Source organism: Gordonia sp. YY1 (assembly GCF_009872315.1).
GTDB lineage: Bacteria > Actinomycetota > Actinomycetes > Mycobacteriales > Mycobacteriaceae > Gordonia > Gordonia amicalis.
Genome location: NZ_WXYI01000002.1, coordinates 313,410 through 336,615 on the forward strand (window position 1 = coordinate 313,410; position 23,206 = coordinate 336,615).

Sequence of the window (23,206 nt, forward strand, 5' to 3'; positions counted from 1 at the left end):
CAACCAAGACACGAAAAACGCCGAGCGGCCAGGCCGCTCGGCGTTTCTCGGGGTCTTGGTCAGTGGTGGTTCAGGACCACTTGCCGCGGTTCATCCACCAGCCGCGTACGACGAAGAACAGGACGCCGGCCGCAAACGCGATGAGCCAGATGTCCTCGACATGACCGGTGTGGTTACCGATGAGCATGAACAGCAGGAAGGCCGCGAAGAAGAGGGCGGCACCGTAGAAGGTCTTCGTCGCCGATCCGAACCAGCCGAAGCGGGCCGACGGTGCATCGGCGGGCTCACGGCGCCAGCCGGTGTCGATGACCTCGGCGTGTCCGCCAGTGTGCTCCACATCGGTGCTTGCCACAGCCACTCCTCACAGCGCGGGTCGTCAGATGTCTGACGAACGGTAGTAGTTCCCGATCAGCATAGCGGCACAGTGATCTCGGAGACCGAGCCCGGTCGGTGATTCGATGACAGAATGCGGCTCATGGCTTCGTCCGACTTCCGCGCGGGCCCGAGCGCGGGCCGTTCCCTCGCCGACTTCCGCACCGAGAACTATCCCCGCGACATGGTCGGATACGGTTCCACGCCACCGGACCCGCAGTGGCCCGACGGCGCGAAGATCGCCGTCCAGTTCGTGCTCAACTACGAGGAGGGTGGCGAGAACAACGTCCTCGAGAACGACCGCGGCAGTGAGACGTTCCTGTCGGAGATGGTCGGTGCTCAGGCGTTCCCGAACCGGCACATGAGCATGGAGAGCATGTACGAGTACGGGTCGCGGGCCGGGGTGTGGCGCGTCCTGCGGACGTTCTCGCGCCGCGGGCTGCCGCTGACGATCTTCGCGGTGTCCCAGGCGATGGCCCGCAACCCCGAGGTGGCGGCCGCCTTCGTCGAGCGCGGCGACGAGATCGCCTGTCACGGATACCGATGGCTCAACTACCAGCTCATCGACCCCGAGGTCGAGCGCGAGCACATGCGGGCCGGCATCGAACTGCTGACCGAGATCACCGGCGAACGACCCCGCGGCTGGTACACCGGCCGGGATTCGCCGAACACCCGGCGGCTCGTCGTCGAGCAGGGCGGATTCACCTACGACTCCGACAGTTACGCCGACGACCTGCCCTACTGGGTGAAGGTCCCGCGCGGCGACGAACTCGTCGATCACCTCGTCGTGCCCTACACACTCGACACCAACGACATGCGGTTCGCCTCACCCGGCGGATTCCCGTCGGGTGAGCAGTTCTTCGCGCATCTGCGCGATGCCTTCGACGTGCTCTACCGGGAGGGCGTCGAGGGGGCGCCGAAGATGCTGTCGGTCGGACTGCACTGCCGGCTCGTCGGCCGGCCGGCACGACTGGCCGCACTGGAACGGTTCCTCGATCACATCCAGTCCCACGACGACGTCTGGATCACCCGACGCATCGACATCGCCGACCACTGGCGGCAGGTCCATCCAGCGGAGCACTGGCGGAAGGTGCACCCGACCGGCTGACACAATGGATACGTGCCCACACGTGTGTTGATCCTCGGCTCCACCGGTTCCATCGGCGTCCAGGCGCTCGAGGTGATCGCGGAACATCCCGATCGCTTCGAGGTCGTCGGCCTCGGTGCGGGCGGCGGAAATCTCGACCGACTGGCCGAACAGGCCGCTGCCTTCGGCGTCCCCGCCGCGGGGTTGGCCGTGGCCGACGCCGCCCGCGCCTCCGAACTGTCGGAGCGTCTCGGGGCGCCCGTGCTCGGCGGGCCAGACGCCATGTGCGACCTCGTCGACGCCGTCACCGCGGAGACCGGCGTCGACGTCGTGTTGAACGCCGTCGTCGGATCGATCGGCCTGGCACCCTCGCTCGCCGTGCTCCGGACGGGCGCGCGCCTCGCGCTCGCGAACAAGGAGTCGCTCGTCGCCGGCGGGTCGCTGGTCCTCGACGCGGCGGCGCCCGGACAGATCGTGCCGGTGGACTCGGAACACTCGGCGATCGCCCAGTGCCTGCGTGCCGGAACCGCCGCCGAGGTGGACCGACTGGTCCTCACCGCGTCGGGCGGACCGTTCCGCGGATGGAGCGCAGAACAGCTCGAGGAGGTCACCCCCGAGCAGGCCGGCCGCCATCCGACCTGGTCCATGGGTCCGATGATCACTCTCAACTCGGCGACGCTGGTCAACAAGGCCCTGGAGGTCGTCGAAGCGCATCTCCTCTTCGGCGTCGACTACGACCACATCGACGTGACCGTCCATCCGCAGTCGATCGTGCACTCGATGGTGACCTTCGTCGACGGTGCGACCGTCGCCAAGGTCTCCCCGCCCTCGATGAAACTGCCCATCGCGCTGGCGCTGGGCTGGCCGGATCGCGTACCCGGGGCGTCGACCGCCTGCGATTTCTCCACCGCCTCCGCGTGGACGTTCGAACCCGTCGACGACAAGGTGTTCCCGGCGATCGAGCTCGCCCGGACGGCCGGACGGGGCGGGGGGAGTCTGACAGCGGTGTACAACGCGGCCAACGAGGCCGCCGCCGAGGGCTTCTTCGCAGGTGCGATCCGATTCCCGCGCATCGTCGGGATCATCGGTGAGGTGCTCGGCGAGGCAGACCAGTGGCGTGTCGCGCCAGGTACTGTGGAGGAGGTCTTCGCCGCCGATCGGTGGGCCCGGGAACGCGCAGCTCAGCTGGTCGCGGCCGCTGTGTAGCTGGATGGAGTGAGTACGTGAGTTTCGCGATCGGTGTCACGCTCTTCGCGGTGGCGCTGTTGCTGTCGGTGGCCTGGCATGAGTGCGGTCACATGTGGGCCGCACAGGCCACCGGCATGAAGGTGCGTCGCTACTTCGTCGGCTTCGGACCCACGATCTGGTCCACTCGCCGCGGCGAGACCGAATACGGACTCAAGGCGATCCCACTCGGCGGCTTCTGTGACATCGCGGGCATGACCCCGCACGAGGAGCTCGCCGCCGACGAGCAAGACCGGGCGATGTACAAGCAGAAGGCCTGGAAACGCCTCGTCGTCCTGTTCGCCGGTCCCGCGCAGAACTTCATCCTCGGTTTCGTCCTGATCATCATCGTCGGCCTGAGTTTCGGACTGCCCGATCTCAGCCCGCCGCCGACCCCGGCCAAGGTCGCCGAGACCCAGTGCGTGTCGTCGACGATCACCATCTCCAGCGGTGAGCAGACCAACTCGCCGTGCACCGGCGGCGGTCCCGCGGCAGCGGCGGGCCTGCGGCCCGGGGACGAGATCGTGGCCGTCAACGGACAGCCCGTCGGCCAGGCCTCCGACCTGACCCCGGTCATCCGGGAATCGAAGGGCCCGGTCGTGCTGACCGTCGACCGCGGCGGCGAACGACTCGAGCTGACCATGACCCCCGAACCGGTCACGGTGACCGCGACCCGGTCCGATGGCACGACCGAGACCGTCAACTACAACATGGTCGGCATCGCCTACGACGCCCCACCGGCGATCAAGGACTTCAGCGGCTTCGACGTCATCCCGGGCGCCTTCGTCTTCACCGGCGACCTGATCAAGGAGACCTGGAACGCGCTCCTGTCGCTGCCCACCAAGATCGGCGCACTCTGGACCGCGGTGACCGGTGGCGAACGCGCCCTCGACACCCCGGTCAGCGTCTACGGCGCCTCGGTGCTCGGCGGCCAGGCGGTCGAACGGGGCCTGTGGGACATGTTCTGGATGCTGCTGATCAGCATCAACTTCTTCCTCGGCCTGTTCAATCTGGTCCCGCTGCTCCCGCTCGACGGCGGACACATGGCGATCGTCGGCTACGAGAAGGGCCGCGACACCGTTCGTCGCTGGTTCGGACGGGCCCCCGGCGCCGCCGTCGACTACTACAAACTGCTCCCGATCACCTACGCCGCGGTGGTGGTGATGGCCGGTTTCATGGTGCTCACGCTCACCGCCGACATCATCAACCCGATCAATCCGTGGTGACCTCCCACAACGAATCCCCAGCAGAGACCCGACAGCCCACACCCGAATCACAGAGGTGAATCAGATGAACGCCCCGACTCCTGCCAACGCCGTGCCGATCGGACTCGGCATGCCGGCCGGACCCCCGCCGGTGCTGGCTCCGCGCCGCAAGACCCGGCAACTGTTCGTCGGCTCCGTCGGCGTCGGCAGCGACCACCCGATCTCGGTGCAGTCGATGACGACCACGAAGACGCACGACATCAACGCGACCCTGCAGCAGATCGCCGAGCTGACCGCGTCCGGCTGCGACATCGTGCGCGTGGCGTGCCCGCGACCCGAGGACGCCGAGGCGCTGCCGATCATCGCCAAGAAGTCCAAGATCCCGGTCATCGCCGACATCCACTTCCAGCCGAAGTACATCTTCGCCGCGATCGACGCCGGCTGCGCGGCGGTGCGCGTGAACCCGGGCAACATCAAGGAATTCGACGGCCGCGTGAAAGAGGTCGCGAAGGCCGCGGGCGAGGCCGGCATCCCGATCCGCATCGGCGTCAACGCGGGTTCCCTCGACAAGCGCATCCTGCAGAAATACGGCAAGGCGACGCCCGAGGCGCTCGTCGAGTCGGCGCTGTGGGAGGCGAGCCTGTTCGAGGAGCACGGCTTCGGCGACATCAAGATCTCGGTCAAGCACAACGACCCGGTGATCATGGTCGAGGCCTACCGCCAGCTGGCCGCCCAGTGCGACTACCCGCTGCACCTCGGCGTCACCGAGGCCGGTCCGGCGTTCCAGGGCACCATCAAGTCCGCAGTTGCCTTCGGCGCGTTGCTGAGTGAGGGCATCGGCGACACCATCCGGGTGTCGCTGTCGGCGCCGCCGGCCGAGGAGATCAAGGTCGGCGATCAGATCCTGCAGTCGCTCAACCTGCGTCCCCGCAAGCTCGAGATCGTGTCCTGTCCGTCGTGCGGCCGCGCCCAGGTCGACGTCTACAAGCTGGCCGATGAGGTGACCGCCGGTCTCGAGGGCATGGAGGTCCCGCTGCGCGTCGCGGTCATGGGCTGCGTGGTGAACGGGCCGGGTGAGGCCCGCGAGGCAGACCTGGGCGTCGCCTCCGGAAACGGCAAGGGACAGATCTTCGTCAAGGGCGAGGTCATCAAGACCGTCCCGGAGGCGCAGATCGTGGAGACCTTGATCGAAGAAGCGCTGCGGATCGCCGAGGAAACAGGGGAAACTGGAGACGGCACGCACGTCGGCCCACCTGTGGTCACCGTCTCCTAGGCCCTACTTCTCGGACCGAACAGGCGCTGCGCGAGTCCCCTGTCAGGGAAGTGAGGAGCGGTGGTGCTGAAGCTACTGGGCGACAAACCGCTCGGCGCGCGTGATGCGGCTGCCGTCGAACGCGTGCTCATGTCCGATCCGGTCGCGATGTGCATGGTCGCCGCGAGGTTCGAGACGCACGGCATCAACCCGCGGCTGCTCGGCGGGGAGCTCTGGACCGCACAGGACCCGTCGACATCGCTGTGCTTCTCCGGCGCCAACCTGATCCCGCTGATCGGGTCCCCGGACGACCTCGACCACTTCTCCGACCGCGCGGTCGCCGCACCTCGTGCCTGCTCGTCGATCGTCGGCCGGGCCGACCTCGTGCTGCCGATGTGGCAGCAGATCGAACCCGTGTGGGGGCCGGCGCGCGAGGTGCGGCCGGTCCAGCCGCTGCTGGTTCTGTCCGGATGCCCGGCGGTCCCGTCGGATCCGGCCGTCCGGCTGGTAACCCTCGATGACCTCGACGCCTACATGCCGGCCGCGATCGACATGTTCATCGGCGAGGTCGGCGTCGATCCCACCGCCGGCGACGGCGGGCGCTCGTACCGCAGACGACTGTCCTCGCTCATCTCGGCACAACGGGTCTTCGCGCGTTTCGACGGCCCCGACGTCGTGTTCAAGGCGGAGATCGGGTCGCTGTCCCGGCGGGTCGGCCAGATCCAGGGCGTGTGGGTGTCGCCGGAACGACGCGGCGAGGGTCTCGGCCTGGGCGGCACCGCCGCGGTCGCCGAGGCGGTTGCCGCCCACGGGCGACTCCCCAGCCTGTACGTCAACAGCTTCAACGAGACGGCTCGAGCGGTGTACGACCGCATCGGGTTCACCGAGGTCGGCACGTTCGCCACCGTCCTCGTCGACTGATCCGATCCCGTCTCAGGTCACAGCGAGACCTCCCGCGTGGCTACCGGGGATCGGTGCGTCGCAGCCATAGACTCGACCGCGATGTGGCGCACGAGAACTCGATGGACCCCGGCGGTGATCGTCGCGGTCTGTGCTGTCGTGATCGCCGCCACCGCCGCCTGTTCCTCGTCGGAGGACGACGGTCCGCGCCGGGCCGCTGAACGATTCCTCGAGGCGTACTCGCAACAGGAACTCGACTCGGCCGCCGCCCTCACCGACGTGCCACAGACCTCGCGGTCGGCGATGGAGTCGGCGTGGTCGGGACTGGCCGCCGAAGAACTCGAGGCGAAGGCCGGTCGGGTACGCGTCACCGGTGACACGGCCGAGGTGCAGGTCGGCTACACGTGGACGCTCCCGCGCGGACGGGACTGGTCCTACGACGCGACCCTGCGCATGGGCCGATCCGACGCCGGCTGGGCGGTGCGTTGGGCGTCGACCGCGATCCACCCGAAACTCGGCGCCGATCAACGCCTCTCGCTGCAGATCATCGAGGCGCCGCGGGCGACGGTCAACGAGGCCGACGGTTCGGAGGTCATGGTCAACGGCACCGTCGTCGGCGTGAACTTCGATGCCGGGAAGGCCACCGAGCAGGGTGCTTCGGTGGCGACCTCGGTCACGAGCGCGGTGGGCGTGCTGCGCCGGTTCAACCCGGATCTCGACGAACAGCTGATCACCGAACAGGTCACCTCGAGTCGCCGGCAGTATCCGCTGGCCCGCCTGTCGCACGCCCAGTTCGACCGGCTCCGCGACCAGCTCGCGATCCCCGGTGTCGTCACCAACGAACAGGCCGAGCTGGTTCCCAAGGACCCCAAGTTCGCGCCGGCGCTGCTGACCGAGGTCAAGAAGGTCGTCGACGGCGAGGTCTCCGGCCGTGCCGGCTGGCGCGTGGTCTCGGTGAACCCCAACGGACTCGACGCCGCCGTGCTCGCCGACCACGACCCCGACCCGTCGCCCGCGGTGTCGCTCAGCCTGTCGCGGACCGTGCAGAACGCGGCGCAGCGAGCGGTCAACGCCTCCAACAGATTCCAGGTCGCGATGGTCGTCGTGCAGCCGTCCACGGGCCGCATCCTCGCCGTCGCGCAGAACCCCGCCGCGGACACCCAGGGCCCGATCGCGACGACCGGCCTGTACCCGCCCGGATCGACGTTCAAAATGGTCACCGCCGCCGCGGCGATCAACCACAAGCTGGCGACTCCCGACACCGTCGTGGGCTGCCCGGGGGAGATCCAGATCGGCCCGCGCCTGATCCCGAACTACAACGGCTTCGCGCTCGGTTCGGTGTCGATGCTGCAGGCGTTCGCCGCGTCGTGCAACACCACGTTCGCCAAGCTGGCGAGTCGGATGGGCCCGTCGGACCTGGCGCACGCCGCCGCCGCGATGGGAATCGGTCAGAAATACACGATCGCCGGACTCGACGCCGTGTCCGGGTCGGTGCCCATCGAGAACGAACTCGTCGCCCGCAGCGAGGCCGGCTTCGGTCAGGGCAAGGACCTGGTGTCGCCGCTGGGGTTGGCGCTCGTCGCGGCGACCGTCGCCAACGGGGTCAAGACCCCGGTGCCGCAACTGATCCTGGACAAACCGACCGAGATCGAGGGCCCGACCCCGACGATGCCGCCCGAGGTCTATCAGCAACTGCGGCCGATGATGCGGGCGGTGATCACCAGCGGTACCGCGTCGGTGATCGACGGTCGCGGAGCGGTCTTCGGGAAAACCGGTGAAGCCGAGTTCGACGGCGGATCGCACGCCTGGTTCGCGGGGTACCGCGGCGACATCGCCTTCGCGACCCTCGTGGTCCGTGGTGGCGACTCGAACAACGCCGTCGCCGTCACCCGTGACTTCTTCGACGGGCTGGGGCCGGGCTACGCGGTGCGCACGCCCTAACGGCGTTCGGGCAGGATCACCCGGCGGCCGCCGTGGTCGATGACCTCGACCGGATGGTCGTAGGTACGGCTCAACAGCTCGGCGGTCATCACCTCGTCGGTGGGGCCGACAGCCAGCAGCTCCCCGTGCTTCATGACTGCCACCCGGTCGGCGTAGGCGGCGGCGAGGGTCAGGTCGTGCACCACGAGCAGCACGGCGTTTCCGGCGTCGCGATGAACGCGCAGGATCTCGAGGACCTGTTCCTGATGGTGGATGTCGAGTGCGGCGGTCGGCTCGTCGAGCATCATGACCGGCGTGTCCTGGGCCAGTGCCCGCGCCAGCGACACCCGCGCCTGTTGCCCGCCGGACAGCTGGGCGAAGGGCCGGTCGACGATGTCGGCGAGTTCGCACAGGTCGACGGCGTCGGCGATGACCGCGGGGGAGTCGGCGGCCTTCGGGGTCCGCAGCCAGGGGTAGCGCCCCATGGCGACGACCTCGGCGACGGTGAACGGGGTGTCCACCCGGTTCTGTTGGGTGACCACAGTGCGATGACGCGCGAGCTCTCGCAACGAGGTGGTGGCGACGTTCCGGCCGTCGATCGTCACGCGGCCACTGTGCGGGCGGCGCGTACCTGACAACACCGACAGCAGCGTCGACTTGCCGCACCCGTTGGGCCCGACCAGCGCGACGAGCTCGCCGGGATGGACCTCGAGGGAGACGCCGCGCACGACCTCTCGCCCGCCGAGCTCGACGCGGATGTCCTCGGCCGCGATCCCCGGCGTACCGACGGCACGTGCGGCGGTCACCAGCCGGCTCCCGCGTGACGACTGCGGCGCAGCAGGATGAAGAAGACGGGCCCGCCGATCAGCGAGGTGAACATGCCGAGGGGGAGATCGGCGTCGCCGAGCATCGTGCGGGCCGCGAGATCGGCGCCGGTGATGACGAGTGCGCCGCCGATCACGCTGGTGGGCAGCAGGATGGAGTGTTTGGGTCCGACGATCAGCCGCATCACGTGTGGGACGACCAGGCCGACGAAGGCGATGATGCCGGCGAAGGCGACGGCCGCGGCGGTGAGGACCGCGGTCAGCACGATGGCCTGGCGTCGAACGGATTCCACGTTGACGCCCAGGGACGCCGCCTGGATCTCGCCGAGGGCGAGGAGGTCGAGTTTGTGGACGAGCAGTGCGCAGGCGGCAACACCTCCGATGACCAGGGGTGCCACCACCCAGATCTCGCTCCAGGTGCGGCCGGCCAGCGATCCCAGCTGCCAGAAGATGATCTGCTCGCGGGCGGCGGTGGAGGCGACGAAGGTCAGGAAGGCGATGACGCCCGCGGCGAAGGCGTTCACCGCGATGCCGGTGAGCACCAGCATGATCGCCGACGACGATCCATCGCGCAGCGAGAGGAGGTAGACCGCGGCGGCCGTGACGAGACCGAAGAGGAAGGCGGCCCCGGCCAGCGCCCAATTCCCCCCGGCCCCACCGACTCCCGCCGTGCCGCCGGCCAGGACGATGACCAGGCAGGCGCCGACGGCCGACCCGGAGGACACCCCGATGATGCTGGGTTCGGCGAGGGGATTGGCCAGTACGCCCTGCAACAGACAGCCCGCAGCGCCGAGGGCGGCACCGACGAAGAGTCCGAGTACGATCCGCGGGAACCGCACGTTCCACAGTGCTCCCTCACCGTTGGGGTGCGAGGGCAGCGGCCCGATCTCGAGATGGAAGTGGTGGGCGATGCTGCCGAGGACCTCCAGCGGCGGGATCTCCACCTGACCGATTCCGGCGGAGACGATCGCCAGCGTCGCGGTGGCGATCAGCATCACGACCACCACGGTGAGGTTGCGGACCCGGTGCGAGCGGCCGATGGGCGGCGCGGTCGTGGGGTCGGCGGTCTGGACGCTCACGTGTAGATCGCCTTCGCCAGGGCCGCGAGCACCAGGCCGACGTCGGGGCCGAAGGCGAGGATCTTGCTCTCGTCGATCTGCACGACGCGGCGGTTGCGACCGGCCTCGGTGTCGGCGACTCCGGGAAGGGTGAGCACTCCGTCCGGACCGCCTACCGTGTCCGCGCCCTGTGTCATGACGATCAGGACGTCCGGGTCGGCGGTGATCATCGCCTCCGCGGTGATGGCGGTGAAGGCGCCGGTGAGCTGCGCGGCCTCGCCGGCATCCCGGCCACGTAGTTCGGCGATCAGATCATCGGCGCCCGAACCGGGTCCCGCGAGGAGCAGGAGATTGCGGCCGCGGATGTAGAGAAAGGCCATCGTCGGGTCGCCGGAGGGGTCGGGGACGAGATCGCGGGCCGCCTCGATCTGTGTATCGGTGCGTTCGACGAGCTTCTCACCGGCCGCGGGGACACCGAGCGCCTTGGCGACCGACCGCATCAACGTGTCGTTGGACGCGAGGTCGCGGATGGCGGGGAAGACCACCACGGTGACACCGGAGTCGCGGATCTGATCCACCGCGGTCGCCGGGACCGTCGATTCGCTGACCAGCAGGAGCGTCGGCGCAAGCGCCAGAACGGATTCGGCGTTGAGGCTGTGGCCGCGGTTGGTCACCACGGGGAGACCGACCGCGGACGGGAACGCCGTCGAGGTGTCGCGGCCGACGACGTGGGAGCCCAGACCGAGCGCGAAGACGATGCTGCCGAGGGTTCCGCTGATGTCGGCGGCGATGATCCGGCTGGTGTCGGTGACGGTGACCGGTCCGTAGCGCACCGAGTCGACGGTGACCGGCAGCGCCGAGATCGGGTCGTCCTCGACGGGTGTCACGTCGGTGTCGTCGAGGACAGCCGTCTGTGGGCCGTTGCGCAGGTGGGCTCCGGGAGAGTGCCGGTCCTGTTCGATCGGGGTGACGAAGCACGCCGAGACGGTGAACGCGGTGAGGACCACCACCAGCCAGGCCCGCACCGATCTGATCGACGCGCCCACCGCCACCACCTTCGATTCGGGTTCCGACGCTCAACGGCGCGGATGTCTTAGGGCGAGCTTAGTTGTCGCGTCCGGGTCGTCCGCGCGCCGGTCCGCTTCGGAGGAGGTGGATAAAGTGGTCGCATGCCAGTTCGCAGCGCCCTGACTCCCGGTACCCCTACGCCGATCCGGACCGTGCCCGACTCCATCGAGCGGCCGGAGTACGTGTGGAAGCCGACGGTCGCCGAGGGACACGAACCATGGGTGCAGACCCCCGAGACCATCGAGAAGATGCGCCTCGCCGGCAAGATCGCCGCCAATGCGCTCGCCGAGGCGGGCAAGGCCGTCGCACCCGGCGTGACGACCGATGAACTCGACCGGATCGCCCACGAGTACATGGTCGATCACGGCGCCTACCCGTCGACGCTGGGCTACAAGGACTTCCCGAAGTCGTGCTGCACGTCGCTCAACGAGGTGATCTGTCACGGCATCCCGGATTCGACCGTCATCGCCGACGGCGACATCGTCAACATCGACGTCACCGCCTACATCGACGGCGTCCACGGCGACACCAATGCGACCTTCCTCGCCGGGGACGTCGAGCAGGAGGTCGTCGATCTCGTCGAGCGCACCCGCATCGCCACCGAGCGGGCGATCAAGGCGGTCAAGCCGGGTCGCGAACTCAACGTCGTCGGACGAGTCATCGAGTCGTACGCGAACCGCTTCGGCTACACAGTCGTCCGTGACTTCACCGGTCACGGCATCGGGGAGACCTTCCACAACGGGCTCGTCGTGCTGCACTACGACGAACCCAACGTCGACACCGTCCTCGAACCGGGCATGGTGTTCACCATCGAGCCGATGATCAACCTCGGCGGGCTGGCCTGGGAGATGTGGGACGACGGCTGGACGGTCGTCACCGCGGACCGGAAGTGGACCGCGCAGTTCGAGCACACCCTCGTGGTCACCGAGGACGGCGCGGAGATCCTGACCCTGCCGGACGCCTGATCCGGGGTCACGCCTGATCAGGCAGGGAAGCGCACGGCCTGCGGCTCGTTGCTCGTCGTGGTGGTGCCGTTGCCGAGCTGGCCCTTGCCGTTGAGTCCCCAGCAGTACATCCCGGAACCGGCGACGGCGCACACGTTGGCCGAGCCGGTGGTGATCGCGGTGACGCCGGACAATCCGTTGACCCGGTCCGGCGCGTGGTCGGGAAGCGCGCTCCGCGAACCCCAGCAGTAGACGGAACCGCCCGCCGCGACGCACGAGCCGTAACCCGCGGTCGAGACCTGCGTCACGCCGCGCACGTCGATCGGCGTCGGCTGCAGCCGGTTGACCTCGGTGCCGTCGCCGAGCTGCCCGGACTCGTTCTCCCCCCAGCAGAAGACGGTGCCCGAGGCGCCGCCCGAGCCGTCGGCGACCGCACAGGTCGAGTAGAGACTCGTGCTGATCGAGGTGGGGGAATCGAGGTCGAGCTTCGTCGGAACCGCCCGGTTGGTGGTGGTGCCGTCGCCGACCTGCCCGTCGGCGTTGTTGCCCCAGCAGTAGGCGGATCCCGCCGCGATGGCACAGGTCGTCGTGTGCGCGGACGAGACCGCCGTCACGTCGGACAGGCCAGCGACCCGCGTCGGCACCGGGACCGACGCGCCGGTGCCCGCGCCGGTCTGCCCGTTGAGGTTGTTCCCCCAGCAGTACAGGTCACCCGAACTGATCGCGCAGGTGGTGAGGCCGACCGACACCGCGCTCACGTCGCCGAGACCGGACACCTTGGTCGGCAGCGTGACCGGCCGGCCGGACTGCCCCGCGCCGTGGCCCCAGCAGTACAGGTCACCCGCGGCGATCGCGCAGGTCTTGCCGAGGCCACCCATGCTGACCGCCGACACGTCGTCGACGCCGGACACCTTCGCCGGTCGCGAGCGGTCCGTCGTGGAGCCGTCGCCGAGCGTGCCGTACTGGTTCCCGCCCCAGCAGAACAGCTCGCCGCCACGCACCGCGCAGGTGCTGTCGCCGCTGGAGGCGATGGACTCGAAGTCACCGCCCGAACCCGGTGTGGTGCTGGATGATCCGCCGGTCGAGGAACTCGCGGCCGTCGACGCCCCCGAGGCCGTGCTTGCGGGGGCGTCGTCGGAACCGAGAAGTGCGATCGCGGTGACGACGAGCGCCACGACGAGGACGAACGCACCCACCCCGACACCCACGAACAATCCCGTTCGCTTCTGCGGCCGGGGTGGGCCCCCCGGCGGCGGGGTGAAGCCGCCGGCGAAGGCCGGGGCGGGCGTGTGCGGGTTGTAGCCGAGCGGATGCGTCCGAGGGGGTTGCCGGGTCTGGGGGTAGCGCTGCGCGGGTGGCTGGGCCCGTGGTGGAAACGCCGGCGCCGGGGTGGTGGGCGCGGCTCGGCGCGGGCCGGTCGCGGCTGCCTGCTCGAGTGCGGTCGCGAACTCTGCGCACGACGCATACCGGTCGCCGGGCCGTTTGGCCAGCGCCCGGGCGAAGACCGCGTCGAGGTGTGCCAGTGCCGGATCGTGGTCCGAGGGCCGGGGTGCGGGCGAGTTCACGTGGCCGGAGATGAGTGCCATCGGCGTCGTGCCCGGGAACGGCTGACTGCCGGTGAGGAGCTGGAAGGTGGTGCAGGCCAGGGCGTACTGGTCCGAGGCGGGGATCGCGGCCTCTCCGGTGAGCAGTTCGGGAGCGGCGTAGGCCAGCGTGCCCACGAACAGGTTGGTCGCCGTCATCTTGTTCCCGTCGACGAGGCGGGCGATGCCGAAGTCGAGGACGGTCACGCGGCTGATGCGGCCATCCGGTCCGCGGGCGACGACGATGTTCGCCGGCTTGATGTCTCGGTGGATGACCCGCTGACCGTGTGCGTGATCGAGGGCGTCGGCCACGCGGCCGGCGATGGTGACGACGTCGTCGACGGGCATCGGACCGGCGCCGGTCAGGTCCTTGCCATCGAGGTAGGTCATCGAGAACCACGGGCTGCCGTTCTCCACACCGTGGGTGTAGACGGTGACGATGCCCGGATGATCGAGGGCCGCCGCGGTACGGGCCTCGTTGCGGAACCGCTCGTGGAAGCTCGGGTCCGAGGGGTTGGGCGAGATGATCTTCAGGGCCTCACGGCGGCCCAGTGTCGGATGTTCGACGAGCCAGACCTGACCCATGCCGCCGCGTCCCAGCAGAGAGATGACGCGATACCCGGCGAACGTCGCTCCGGGTTCCACGATCTGCACGCCCGACGACCCCCGTTCCCGACCTGCCCTGACGGGCTCTCCCGACCGCGCCCTCGCAGGCGTTGACGTCACTGTAACCAGCGTGGGCGGGTTGCGAGGCGAGTGGTGGTTCGTGTGAACGACGCCACCACTACGCTGTCGTGGTGGCCGATCTCGGTGGGGCGTTGCTGATTGGCGGGACCAGCAGTGACGCCGGCAAGAGTCTCGTCGTCGCAGGCCTGTGCCGTGCCCTGGCGCGCGACGGTGTCCGGGTCGCGCCGTTCAAGGCGCAGAACATGTCGAACAATTCCGTGGTCACCCCCGACGGTGGTGAGATCGGACGCGCCCAGGCGCTGCAGGCCTTCGCCTGTGGCCTCGAACCCTCGACGCGCTTCAATCCCGTCCTGCTGAAACCCGGCAGCGACCGTCGTTCGCACGTGGTGCTGCGCGGGCGTCCCGCCGGTGACGTCGGCGCGCGCGACTACCTGACCTGGCGGTCTCGGCTGCGTGAAGTAGTCGCCGAGGAGCTGGCCGCGCTCCGCCGCGACTTCGACGTCGTTCTCTGCGAGGGCGCGGGATCGGTCGCCGAGATCAACCTCCGCGACAGCGACATCGCCAACATGGGCCTCGCCCGAGCCGCACGACTCCCGGTGCTGCTGGTCACCGACATCGATCGCGGCGGTTCCCTGGCCTCGCTGTTCGGTACCACCGCGATCCTCGAACCCGCCGATCAGGCGCTGATCGCGGGTTACGTCATCAACAAGTTCCGCGGCGACCCGACGATTCTCGAACCCGGACTACAGCAGGTCCGGGCGATCACCGGGCGTCCCACACTCGGCGTCGTGCCGTTCGCCGACGATCTCTGGCTCGATGCCGAGGACTCCCTGTCCGCACCCGTCGGGCGGCGGGTCGGCCCCCCGCTCGAGCCGGCTCGTTCACGCGCGCGGCTCCGCGTTGCCGCGATCCGGTTGCCGCGGATCTCCAACTCCACCGATGTCGAGGCGCTCGCCTGCGAACCCGGCGTCGACGTCACCTGGGTCGACGACCCGGGTAGCGTCGCCGCGGCGGACCTGGTGGTGATCCCCGGTACCCGCGCCACGGTCGCAGACCTGACCTGGATGCGCGATCGCGGAATCGCCGACGCGGTCACCGACCGCGCGGCACGAGGTGCCCCGATCATCGCCGTCTGCGGCGGCTTCCAGATGCTGGCCCGCACCATCGACGACGCGATCGAATCCGGCCGTGGCCGCGTCGACGGACTCGGCGTGTTCGACCTCGACATCGCCTTCGCGGCCGACAAGACGTTGCGGCAGGTCACCGGCACCGGCGGCGGGGGAGAGGCCATCGGCGGCTACGAGATACATCACGGACGCGTCGTCGGGTCGCGGGAGGACACCTGGATCGTCGACGACGCCGCCGGGCCGGAGGGGGCCGTGCGAGGTGCGGTCCGCGGGACACACTGGCACGGACTGCTGGCCAATGACGCATTCCGCCGCCGGCTGCTCACCGAGGTGGCCGCCGAAGCCGGGGTCGCAGACTTCCGGGTCGCCGGGGACACCGAAGTGGAGGCGATCCGACGACGTCAGGTCGACACGATGGCGGACCTGGTGAGCGAGCACCTCGACCTCGACGCGGTGATGCATCTCATAGCGAACGGACCGCCGGTCTCGGCGCCGGTCATCCGCCACCGACTCGACGACCGCACCGGCCGGTCCCAGACGCTATCGTGGCCCAATGACTGAAGATCAGCGTCAGGTGACCGTCAACGGCCTCACCTTCGACGTCCGGATCGGGGGTCCGGATCAGGGCCCCTGGGTCCTGCTGCTTCACGGATTCCCGGTCAACGGAACCTGCTACGACGCGGTGCTTCCCCGACTCCACGAATCGGGTCTGCGCACGCTGGTCCTGAACCAGCGCGGTTACAGCCCGGGCGCGCGACCGCCGGCCGTCGAGGACTATCACCTCAGCCACCTGGTGTCCGACGTCATCGGGGTGCTCGACGAACTGAAGGTGGGCTACGCGATCCTCGTGGGACACGACTGGGGCGGCATCGTCGCGTGGCATCTCGCCGGCAAGTACCCCGACCGATTCACCGGGCTCGTGGTCGCGAGCACCGGCCATCCGTCGGCGATGCGGGACGCACTCGCGGCGAGCGATCAGCGCGAACGATCCTCGTACATCCTCGATTTCGTCGCCGATGGCGCCGAGGAGAAGCTGCTCGCCGACGACGGTGCGAAGCTGCGGGCCGCCGGTGTGACCGCCGACGAACTCGCCCCGTTGCGTGAACCGGGCGCGCTGACAGCTGCGCTGAACTGGTACCGGGCCAACTTCGTCGGCGACATCAAGGGAACCATGGCGTGCCCGCCGGTGGAGATCCCGACGACCCTGCTCTGGAGCGACGCCGACCCCGCGCTCGGCCGGGAGCAGGCGCAGGGCAGCGGCCGATACGCCTACTCCGATTTCCGGTTCTGCGAACTCGCCGGCGTCGACCACTGGATCCCGCAGAACGCCCCCGCGGCCCTCGCCAGCGAGATCGCCCTGCGGTCGACGGTGTTCTAGATCTCCAGGCCGAGGAGCGCGTTCTCGAGGACCTCGGGCATCGCCGGGTGAATCCAGTACTGGCCCTTGGCGACCTCGAGCGCGGTCTGGCCGAAGGACATCGCCTGGATGACGGGCTGGATCACGGTCGGCGCCTGCGGGCCGAGGATGTGCGCGCCGAGGATCTTGCCGGTGCCGCGTTCGGCGATCACCTTGCAGAACCCGGTGGTGTCCTCCATCGCCCAGCCGTAGGCGACGTCGCCGTAGGCCTGGACCTTCACCGTGATGTCGTACCCGGCGTCGCGTGCCTCGTCCTCGGTCAGCCCGACCGAAGCGATCTGCGGGTGCGTGAAGACGGCTGCGGGGACGAATCGATGGTCGAACTCGATGAGATCGTCGGCGTCCCACCCCTTCAGCAGGTTGGCCTGCACCACCCGCTCCTCGTGGTTGGCGACGTGCTTGAGCTGATACGGCGAGCTGACGTCGCCGAGCGTCCAGACCCCGCGCGCGGCGGTGCGGCCGTGGACGTCGCAGCGCACGCGACCCTCCTCGTCGAGTTCGACGCCGATCGAGGACAGATTGAGGCGGTCGCCGTTGGGCTTTCGGCCGGTCGCGACGAGCAGGACGTCGGCCTCCAGGTGGGCCCCGTCAGCGAGATGTAGGCGTACGCCGCCGTCGGACAGGTTCTCCGCACCCGAGATCCCGGCGTGGAGGTGGACGTCCCACTTGTCCTTGGCCACCTGCGTGAAGCGGTTGGAGATGTCGGCATCCTGCTTGCGCAGCAGGGCGGGTCCGCGGGCGATGATCGACACCTTGGCTCCGAGCGCGCCGAAGACGTGCGCGAATTCGGCTGCGATGTAACCGCTTCCGACGATGATCAGCCGCTCGGGCAGCTCCGGGAGCCGCATGACGTCGTTGTTGGTGTAGTACTTCACGCCGGAGTCGGCGATGACCGGCGGGATGACCGGCCGTGAACCGGCGGCCAGGACGACCTCGCGAGCGAGAACCGTCGCGCCGTCCGCGGTGACGAGACGGTAGCGGCCGTCCTCGTCACGGCCGTCGAACTCCACGTGCGAGCTGTAGACGGTGATGTTCTCGCACCGGTCGACGCGATACTCCTTGCCGCCCTCGGAGATCGGGTCGATCCGCCCGAAGACGCGCTCGACGATGCCGGGCCAGTCCACCGAGTCGACCTTGGCGTGCACGCCGAGCCGCGCGCCCTGCGTGGCGACCTCGGCGACCTCGGCCGCGTAGACGAACATCTTGGTCGGGATGCATCCGACGTTGAGACAGGTGCCGCCGTACACCCCCTCCTCGAAGATGGCGATCGTCGTGTCGGCGTAGCGCTCGTCGGGGATGGAGTTGCCGCTGCCGGAGCCGATGATGGCCAGGTCGACGACCTGCGTGGCGGTCATAGGAAGCTCTCTTTTCTGGTGGGTTCCGATGCGTCGGTGTCGGATGAGTCGGTGGCCGGACGGATGGTGTGCGTCAGCCAGGTGTCGACCTCGCGATAGGCCTGTTCACGTGCGTGCGTCACAGAGAGGAAAACGTCGTGGCGGGCGTCGGGGATGGGGACGGTCGACACGCGTCCCCCGAGGCATCCGCTCCAGCGGGCGATCTGCCGGACGTCGAGCACGGCGTCGGCGCGATCGGTGGACGCCGAATAGGTCTTCGCGAAATGTGTCTTGTCCGAACGTAATACGAGCGTCGGTGTGCCGACGTCGATACCGTGATGCAGGTGACGCTGCCCGCTGCGGACCGCGTTGAGAAAACCGAAGGTGACGGGGAAGCCGCCCATCGGTTTGAGGGCGAGGTCGTAGGTCCACTCGCCGTACGCACTCTCGTGGAGACTCTCGCCATATGCCGAGGACAGTTCCTGCGGGATCACCCGGGTCGGGGACACCGCGGCGATCGCCTTGATGAGCATCGTCACCGGCAGCGTCCGCAGCACCGCATCACCCTGGAGATCGAGCCACGGTGAGTTGAGCAGCAGGCCGTCGACGAGGGCGTGGCGGTCCGGGTTCTGCTCACGCAACCGGTCCAGCCACAGCGCGGTGATCAGGCCACCGGTCGAATGTCCGGCGATGATCATGCGGGTGTCCGCACCCACCTCGTCGGCGATCAGCGCCAGTGCGAGGCCGAGCTCCTCGTCGTAGCGGGCGAGATCCGTGGTGAAGTGGGCGGTGTGGTGCGCCTCCCGCGACCGTCCGCATTTGCGCAGGTCGATCGCATAGAACGCATAGCCGCGGTCGGTGAAGAAATCGGCCAGCGGCTCGTGGAAGAAGTAGTCGGTGAAGCCGTGGACATAGAGCACCGCGCCGGCCACGGGGCGGTGACCCGCGATCCGCGCACCCGTCTCGGCACGGCGGATCAGGGTCGCGGTGACGGGGGATTCCCCGTCCGGATCGTCGCCCAGCGAGATCGTGCGGAGTTGGTAGTGGTCCAGGAAGCGGTCGGGTTGCCAGCCGGTGCCTGTGGATACGCTCACAGCAGCCAGCTTAGTGACCTGCCCGCGGGTCCATGGGCCCGTCGGGGTGTCGCGGATACCACAGTTGAGCAGCTCGATTCTGTGACAGAACGTGCCATGCTGGACAATGGCCGATGAAAAGATCGTTGATCAGCTTGAAGTGGAGTCCAGGTGTCGAAAACGGTGATCAAGACCGATGTGGCGTTGGTGGGTGCGGGCATCATGAGTGCCACCCTGGGAGCGCTGCTCCGGCAGCTGCAGCCCGATTGGTCGATCAGCCTGTTCGAACGGCTCGACGCGGCCGCCGCCGAGAGCAGCGACCCGTGGAACAACGCCGGTACCGGTCACTCGGCGCTCTGCGAGCTCAACTACACCCCCAAGACCGCCGACGGCGACGTCGACATCACCAAGGCGCTCAACATCAACGAGCAGTTCCAGGTGTCGCGCCAGTTCTGGGCACATGCTGTCGACAACGGCATCCTGGGTGATCCCTCGGAGTTCATCAATCCGATCCCGTACGTCGCCTTCACCCACGGCGACGCCGGCGTGAAGTACCTGCGCAAGCGCTACGACAACCTCGCCGGCCAGACCCTGTTCGAGGGCATGGAGTTCATCGACGACCCCGCCGAGTTCACGAAGCGTCTCCCGCTCATGTCGGCCGGTCGCGACTTCTCCGACCCGGTCGCGCTGAACTGGTTCGACCAGGGCACCGACGTCGACTTCGGTGCGCTCACCCAGCAGCTGCTCAACTACGTCGCGCAGGGTGCCGACATCTACTTCGGTCACTCGGTGACCAACCTCTCGAAGCAGTCCGACGGCAGCTGGATCGTCAAGGTCCGCAACGGTCGCACCGGAGACACCCTGAAGGTCCACGCGAAGTTCGTCTTCGTCGGTGCCGGCGGCGGTGCGCTCCACCTGCTGCAGAAGTCGGGCATCAAGGAGGCCAAGGGCTTCGGCGGCTTCCCGGTGTCGGGTGAGTTCTTCCGCTGCACCAACCCCGAACTGATCGGCGAGCACCAGGCCAAGGTCTACGGTCAGGCCGCCGTCGGTGCGCCGCCGATGTCGGTGCCCCACCTCGACACGCGCGTCATCAACCACAAACCGGGTCTGCTGTTCGGCCCGTACGCCGGTTGGTCGCCCAAGTTCCTCAAGTCCGGCAAGATCACCGACCTCCCTGCCTCGATCAAACCGGGCAACCTGCTGCCGATGGTGTCGATCGCGCCGCAGGAGTTCGGTCTGCTCAAGTACCTCATCGGCGAGCTCGCCGCGAACAAGGCCGATCGCGTCAACACGCTGTCGGAGTTCGTGCCGCGTGCGCTCGGCGCGGACTGGGAGCTCATCACCGCCGGCCAGCGTGTCCAGGTGATCCGCAAGACGGGTGTCGGCGGCAAGCTCGAGTTCGGTACGGCCGTCGTGACCTCCGAGGACGGCACCATGTCCGGCCTACTCGGTGCGTCCCCCGGCGCCTCGACCGCGGTCCCGGCGATGCTGTCGGTGCTCGAGAAGTGCTTCCCGGCCGAGTACGCCGGCTGGTCGTCGAAGCTGACCGAGCTCATCCCGTCGTTCGGTCAGAAGCTCAATGGCAACCGTGACCTGTACCGACAGGTGTGGGACTGGACCAACAAGTCGCTGCGGCTGACCGGTCGTGACGCGAGCACCGTCGAGACCGACGCGCTCGCCCCCGCCACCGCGGGGTGATCCGCGGCGGCCATCTGTGCTAACCACGACACATGAGCCCGCAACCGCAGGAACATCAGCGACCACAGGTACATCGCAGTACGGCTGCCGACATCGACGCGGCGACGCTGTATCGCATCCTGAGGCTTCGGGTCGACGTCTTCGTCGTGGAGCAGGCCTGTCCGTACCCGGAACTCGACGGGCGTGACCTGGAGCCGACGACCCGCCAGTTCTGGATCACCGACAGCGCTGACGGTGACGTCGTGCTGGCGACCCTGCGCCTCCTCGACGAGCCGCCGGGTGCCGACGGTGGGCCCGTGTACCGGATCGGCCGTGCCTGTACGGAACGCGCGCATCGTGGCCGCGGTCTGGTCTCCCGGCTCCTGACTGCCGCGCTGGACGAGGTCGGCGAGCACCCCTGCCGGATCGAGGCACAGGCCTATCTGACCGAGATGTACGGAAAGTTCGGATTCGTCGCCGACAGCGACGAATACCTCGAAGACGGGATCCCACACGTGTCGATGCTCCGCCCCGGTTCGCGATGACCGAGATCTCCGAGCAGACCCCGGTACCGGTCCGCTACCCGTTCAGTGCGGTCGTCGGGCAGGACCGGCTCAAGCTCGCCCTCATCCTGTCCGCGATCTCACCGGGCATCGGCGGCGTCCTCATCCGCGGCGAGAAGGGGACCGCCAAGTCGACGATCGTGCGCGGGCTCGGACCGCTGATCGGTGGCGACGACCGGTCGGGGCGCGTCGTCGAACTGCCGATCGGGGCCACCGAGGACCGCGTGATCGGTTCACTCGACCTGACCTCCGTGCTGCGCGACGGCCGCGCGGAGTTCACCCCGGGACTTCTCGCCCGAGCGCATCGGGGCGTCCTCTACATCGACGAGGTCAACCTCCTCGCCGATCATCTCGTCGACGTCCTGCTCGACGCCGCGGCCAGCGGACGCGTGACCATCGAGCGGGACGGTGTTTCCCACACGCAGGCAGCAGATTTCGTGCTTGTCGGCACGATGAACCCGGAAGAGGGAGAGCTGCGCCCGCAGCTGCTCGACCGCTTCGGTCTGGCGGTCGACGTCGCGGCCGGTAAGGACCTCGACGAACGAGTCGAGGTCGTCCGGCGGCGGATGGCGTTCGACGCCGACCCGGCCGGGTTCGCGGCGGAACACCTCGCCACCGAACACGAACTCGCACAGCGGATCGACGAGGCCCGCCGAGCGGTGGGCGGGGTCGAGGTCCCGACGCGTGAGCTGCGCCGGATCGCAGGCATCTGCGCGCACCTCGACGTCGACGGGCTCCGCGGCGACATCGTCGTGGCGCGGACCGCCGCCGCACACGCGGCCTGGCGCGGGGCGACCACGGTGTCCGAGGAGGACGTGCGGGCCGCCGTCGAACTCGCCCTGCCGCACCGCAGGCGCCGCAACCCGTTCGACGAATCCGGCCTGTCCACCGACCAGCTCGACGACGCGATGTCGGCCGGTCAGGATGCCGCCGGTCCCGAATCCCCCGAACCTCCCGACGACGACCCGACCTCACCCGGGGGCGGCCCGGACGGTGGCGCGCCCGCGCCTGGTGATCCTTCGGAAACCTCTGAGGCGCATTCGGATTCGGAAACGCAGTCGCAACCGGCGCCGGGGCCCGCCTTCGGTGCCGCGCCGAGGCCGACGGGGCGTCGCGTACGCGCACTCCGCGTCTCCGGGGTGGGGGACGGAGACCCGGGACGCCGGTCGAAGGCGCGCAGCCGGCGCGGCCACACCATCCACGCGGTCGACTTCGAGGACGGCCGGCCGGTGCACCTGTTCGCCACCGTGCTCGCCGCGGCAGGTCGGGCACCGCAGTCGTCGGTCCGGATCGCCGCACCCGACCTGCGCTCCGCCGAGCGTATCGGACAGGAGGCGAATCTCGTTGTCTTCGTGGTGGACCTGAGCGGTTCGATGACCGCCCGGCGTCGGCTCACCGCGGTCGCGGAACTGTGCGTGGAGATGCTGCGGGATTCCTACACGCGTCGCGACCGGGTCGCCGTCGTCGTCGCCCGCGGCGGTTCGGCGACGCTGGCCGTGCCGCCCACCAAGTCGGTGGACATCGCGGTGCGCCGCCTCGCCGAGATCCGTACCGGTGGCCGTACGCCGCTGGCCGAGGGGCTGACGCTGGCCGGTGACGTCGTCGAACGCTGCCGGCGCACCGAGCCGAACCGGCGACCGCTCCTGGTGGTCCTCACCGACGGTCGGGCCACGTCGGGCCGGGACGCACCCGCACGCGCGCGGCTTGCGGCGTCGGTGATCCGGCGCCGCGGGATCGAGTCGGTGGTCGTCGACTGCGAGCAGGGGATGGTGCGACTCGGTCTCGCCGCCGACCTCGCCGGACACCTCGGCGCTGAGTTGCTGACCATGGACGAGCTGTCCGCGACCGCGCTGACGCGCGGCGCGGCCTGAGTCCGCCGAAGAAGGAGACA

Annotated in this window: 19 protein-coding genes; 12 read left to right on the forward strand and 7 right to left on the reverse strand. The window is 69.0% G+C overall.

The annotated features are described in order from the left end of the window. Window positions 1–70: 70 nt before the first annotated feature. A complete protein-coding gene (locus BPODLACK_RS04635; RefSeq protein ID WP_006436372.1) occupies window positions 71–352 on the reverse strand; it encodes a DUF2631 domain-containing protein in 282 nt (93 codons plus the stop codon). 114 nt (window positions 353–466) lie between these two features. Here BPODLACK_RS04635 and puuE point away from each other — a divergent pair, with 114 nt between their 5' ends. From puuE to BPODLACK_RS04665, 6 genes are all read left to right on the forward strand, one after another. Next, entirely contained in the window at window positions 467–1,480 is a 1,014-nt protein-coding gene (gene puuE / locus BPODLACK_RS04640; protein ID WP_024498414.1) for an allantoinase PuuE, read from the forward strand. Between the two features lie 12 nt (window positions 1,481–1,492). Further along, a complete protein-coding gene (dxr, locus tag BPODLACK_RS04645; protein ID WP_035760349.1) occupies window positions 1,493–2,665 on the forward strand; it encodes a 1-deoxy-D-xylulose-5-phosphate reductoisomerase in 1,173 nt (390 codons plus the stop codon). A gap of 17 nt (window positions 2,666–2,682) precedes the next feature. After that, on the forward strand, window positions 2,683–3,909 hold the full coding sequence (locus BPODLACK_RS04650; protein WP_024498415.1) for a M50 family metallopeptidase: 1,227 nt from the start codon (window positions 2,683–2,685) through the stop codon (window positions 3,907–3,909). Between the two features lie 64 nt (window positions 3,910–3,973). Further along, entirely contained in the window at window positions 3,974–5,161 is a 1,188-nt protein-coding gene (gene ispG / locus BPODLACK_RS04655) for a flavodoxin-dependent (E)-4-hydroxy-3-methylbut-2-enyl-diphosphate synthase (RefSeq protein ID WP_006436376.1), read from the forward strand. A 63-nt stretch (window positions 5,162–5,224) separates the two neighbouring features. After that, window positions 5,225–6,061 (forward strand): GNAT family N-acetyltransferase, encoded by an 837-nt coding sequence (locus BPODLACK_RS04660; RefSeq protein ID WP_024498416.1) that lies wholly within the window; start codon window positions 5,225–5,227, stop codon window positions 6,059–6,061. A gap of 81 nt (window positions 6,062–6,142) precedes the next feature. Further along, complete coding sequence (locus BPODLACK_RS04665; protein WP_035760350.1) at window positions 6,143–7,981, forward strand: penicillin-binding transpeptidase domain-containing protein; 1,839 nt, start codon at window positions 6,143–6,145, stop codon at window positions 7,979–7,981. On the opposite strand, the gene BPODLACK_RS04670 is transcribed toward BPODLACK_RS04665, so the two are convergent. The 3 genes from BPODLACK_RS04670 to BPODLACK_RS04680 are packed head-to-tail and all read right to left on the reverse strand — an operon-like array spanning window position 7,978 to window position 10,867. Continuing rightward, window positions 7,978–8,766: a heme ABC transporter ATP-binding protein gene (locus BPODLACK_RS04670; RefSeq protein WP_024498418.1), complete on the reverse strand. Its 789-nt coding sequence runs from the start codon at window positions 8,764–8,766 to the stop codon at window positions 7,978–7,980. The two genes, BPODLACK_RS04665 and BPODLACK_RS04670, sit on opposite strands and share 4 nt — an antisense overlap. Next, a complete protein-coding gene (locus BPODLACK_RS04675) occupies window positions 8,763–9,863 on the reverse strand; it encodes a FecCD family ABC transporter permease (RefSeq protein WP_024498419.1) in 1,101 nt (366 codons plus the stop codon). The genes BPODLACK_RS04670 and BPODLACK_RS04675 overlap by 4 nt, the downstream gene beginning before the upstream one ends. Beyond that, window positions 9,860–10,867, reverse strand: coding sequence for a heme/hemin ABC transporter substrate-binding protein (locus BPODLACK_RS04680; protein WP_159404866.1), 1,008 nt, complete (start codon window positions 10,865–10,867; stop codon window positions 9,860–9,862). Before BPODLACK_RS04680 ends, BPODLACK_RS04675 begins: the two co-directional genes overlap by 4 nt. A gap of 144 nt (window positions 10,868–11,011) precedes the next feature. Between BPODLACK_RS04680 and map the strand changes: the two genes are divergently transcribed. Continuing rightward, a complete protein-coding gene (gene map / locus BPODLACK_RS04685) occupies window positions 11,012–11,875 on the forward strand; it encodes a type I methionyl aminopeptidase (RefSeq protein ID WP_006436382.1) in 864 nt (287 codons plus the stop codon). 17 nt (window positions 11,876–11,892) lie between these two features. Here the strand turns inward: map and BPODLACK_RS04690 are convergent, their stop codons facing one another. Continuing rightward, the gene (locus BPODLACK_RS04690; protein ID WP_159404820.1) at window positions 11,893–14,091 is read right to left on the reverse strand and encodes a protein kinase domain-containing protein; all 2,199 of its coding nucleotides are present in this window, start codon (window positions 14,089–14,091) and stop codon (window positions 11,893–11,895) included. Window positions 14,092–14,234: 143 nt separating this feature from the next. Here BPODLACK_RS04690 and BPODLACK_RS04695 point away from each other — a divergent pair, with 143 nt between their 5' ends. Together BPODLACK_RS04695 and BPODLACK_RS04700 are read left to right on the forward strand one after the other, a co-directional pair. Beyond that, entirely contained in the window at window positions 14,235–15,812 is a 1,578-nt protein-coding gene (locus BPODLACK_RS04695) for a cobyric acid synthase (protein ID WP_201450591.1), read from the forward strand. 13 nt (window positions 15,813–15,825) lie between these two features. Further along, complete coding sequence (locus tag BPODLACK_RS04700; RefSeq protein WP_006436386.1) at window positions 15,826–16,629, forward strand: alpha/beta fold hydrolase; 804 nt, start codon at window positions 15,826–15,828, stop codon at window positions 16,627–16,629. On the opposite strand, the gene mtr is transcribed toward BPODLACK_RS04700, so the two are convergent. Both mtr and BPODLACK_RS04710 read right to left on the reverse strand, forming a co-directional pair. Beyond that, entirely contained in the window at window positions 16,626–18,023 is a 1,398-nt protein-coding gene (mtr, locus tag BPODLACK_RS04705) for a mycothione reductase (protein ID WP_159404822.1), read from the reverse strand. The two genes, BPODLACK_RS04700 and mtr, sit on opposite strands and share 4 nt — an antisense overlap. Next, entirely contained in the window at window positions 18,020–19,096 is a 1,077-nt protein-coding gene (locus tag BPODLACK_RS04710; protein WP_159404823.1) for an alpha/beta hydrolase, read from the reverse strand. Before BPODLACK_RS04710 ends, mtr begins: the two co-directional genes overlap by 4 nt. Before the next feature lie 150 nt (window positions 19,097–19,246). On the opposite strand from BPODLACK_RS04710, the gene mqo reads away from it, so the two are divergent. Genes mqo through BPODLACK_RS04725 form a run of 3 tightly spaced genes read left to right on the forward strand, consistent with a single transcriptional unit; the run spans window position 19,247 to window position 23,186 of the window. Further along, window positions 19,247–20,773, forward strand: coding sequence for a malate dehydrogenase (quinone) (gene mqo, locus BPODLACK_RS04715; RefSeq protein ID WP_159404824.1), 1,527 nt, complete (start codon window positions 19,247–19,249; stop codon window positions 20,771–20,773). Window positions 20,774–20,805: 32 nt separating this feature from the next. After that, window positions 20,806–21,297, forward strand: coding sequence for a GNAT family N-acetyltransferase (locus BPODLACK_RS04720; protein WP_024498426.1), 492 nt, complete (start codon window positions 20,806–20,808; stop codon window positions 21,295–21,297). Then, window positions 21,294–23,186, forward strand: coding sequence for a VWA domain-containing protein (locus tag BPODLACK_RS04725; protein ID WP_159404825.1), 1,893 nt, complete (start codon window positions 21,294–21,296; stop codon window positions 23,184–23,186). Before BPODLACK_RS04720 ends, BPODLACK_RS04725 begins: the two co-directional genes overlap by 4 nt. Window positions 23,187–23,206: the final 20 nt, after the last annotated feature.

Coding starts and splice junctions, on each gene's coding strand:
- puuE (WP_024498414.1), top strand. CDS start 467: ATGCGGCTCATGGCTTCGTCCGACTTCCGCGCGGGCCCGAGCGCGGGC.
- ispG (WP_006436376.1), top strand. CDS start 3,974: ATGAACGCCCCGACTCCTGCCAACGCCGTGCCGATCGGACTCGGCATG.
- BPODLACK_RS04665 (WP_035760350.1), top strand. CDS start 6,143: ATGTGGCGCACGAGAACTCGATGGACCCCGGCGGTGATCGTCGCGGTC.
- map (WP_006436382.1), top strand. CDS start 11,012: ATGCCAGTTCGCAGCGCCCTGACTCCCGGTACCCCTACGCCGATCCGG.
- mtr (WP_159404822.1), bottom strand. CDS start 18,023: ATGACCGCCACGCAGGTCGTCGACCTGGCCATCATCGGCTCCGGCAGC.
- BPODLACK_RS04720 (WP_024498426.1), top strand. CDS start 20,806: ATGAGCCCGCAACCGCAGGAACATCAGCGACCACAGGTACATCGCAGT.
- BPODLACK_RS04725 (WP_159404825.1), top strand. CDS start 21,294: ATGACCGAGATCTCCGAGCAGACCCCGGTACCGGTCCGCTACCCGTTC.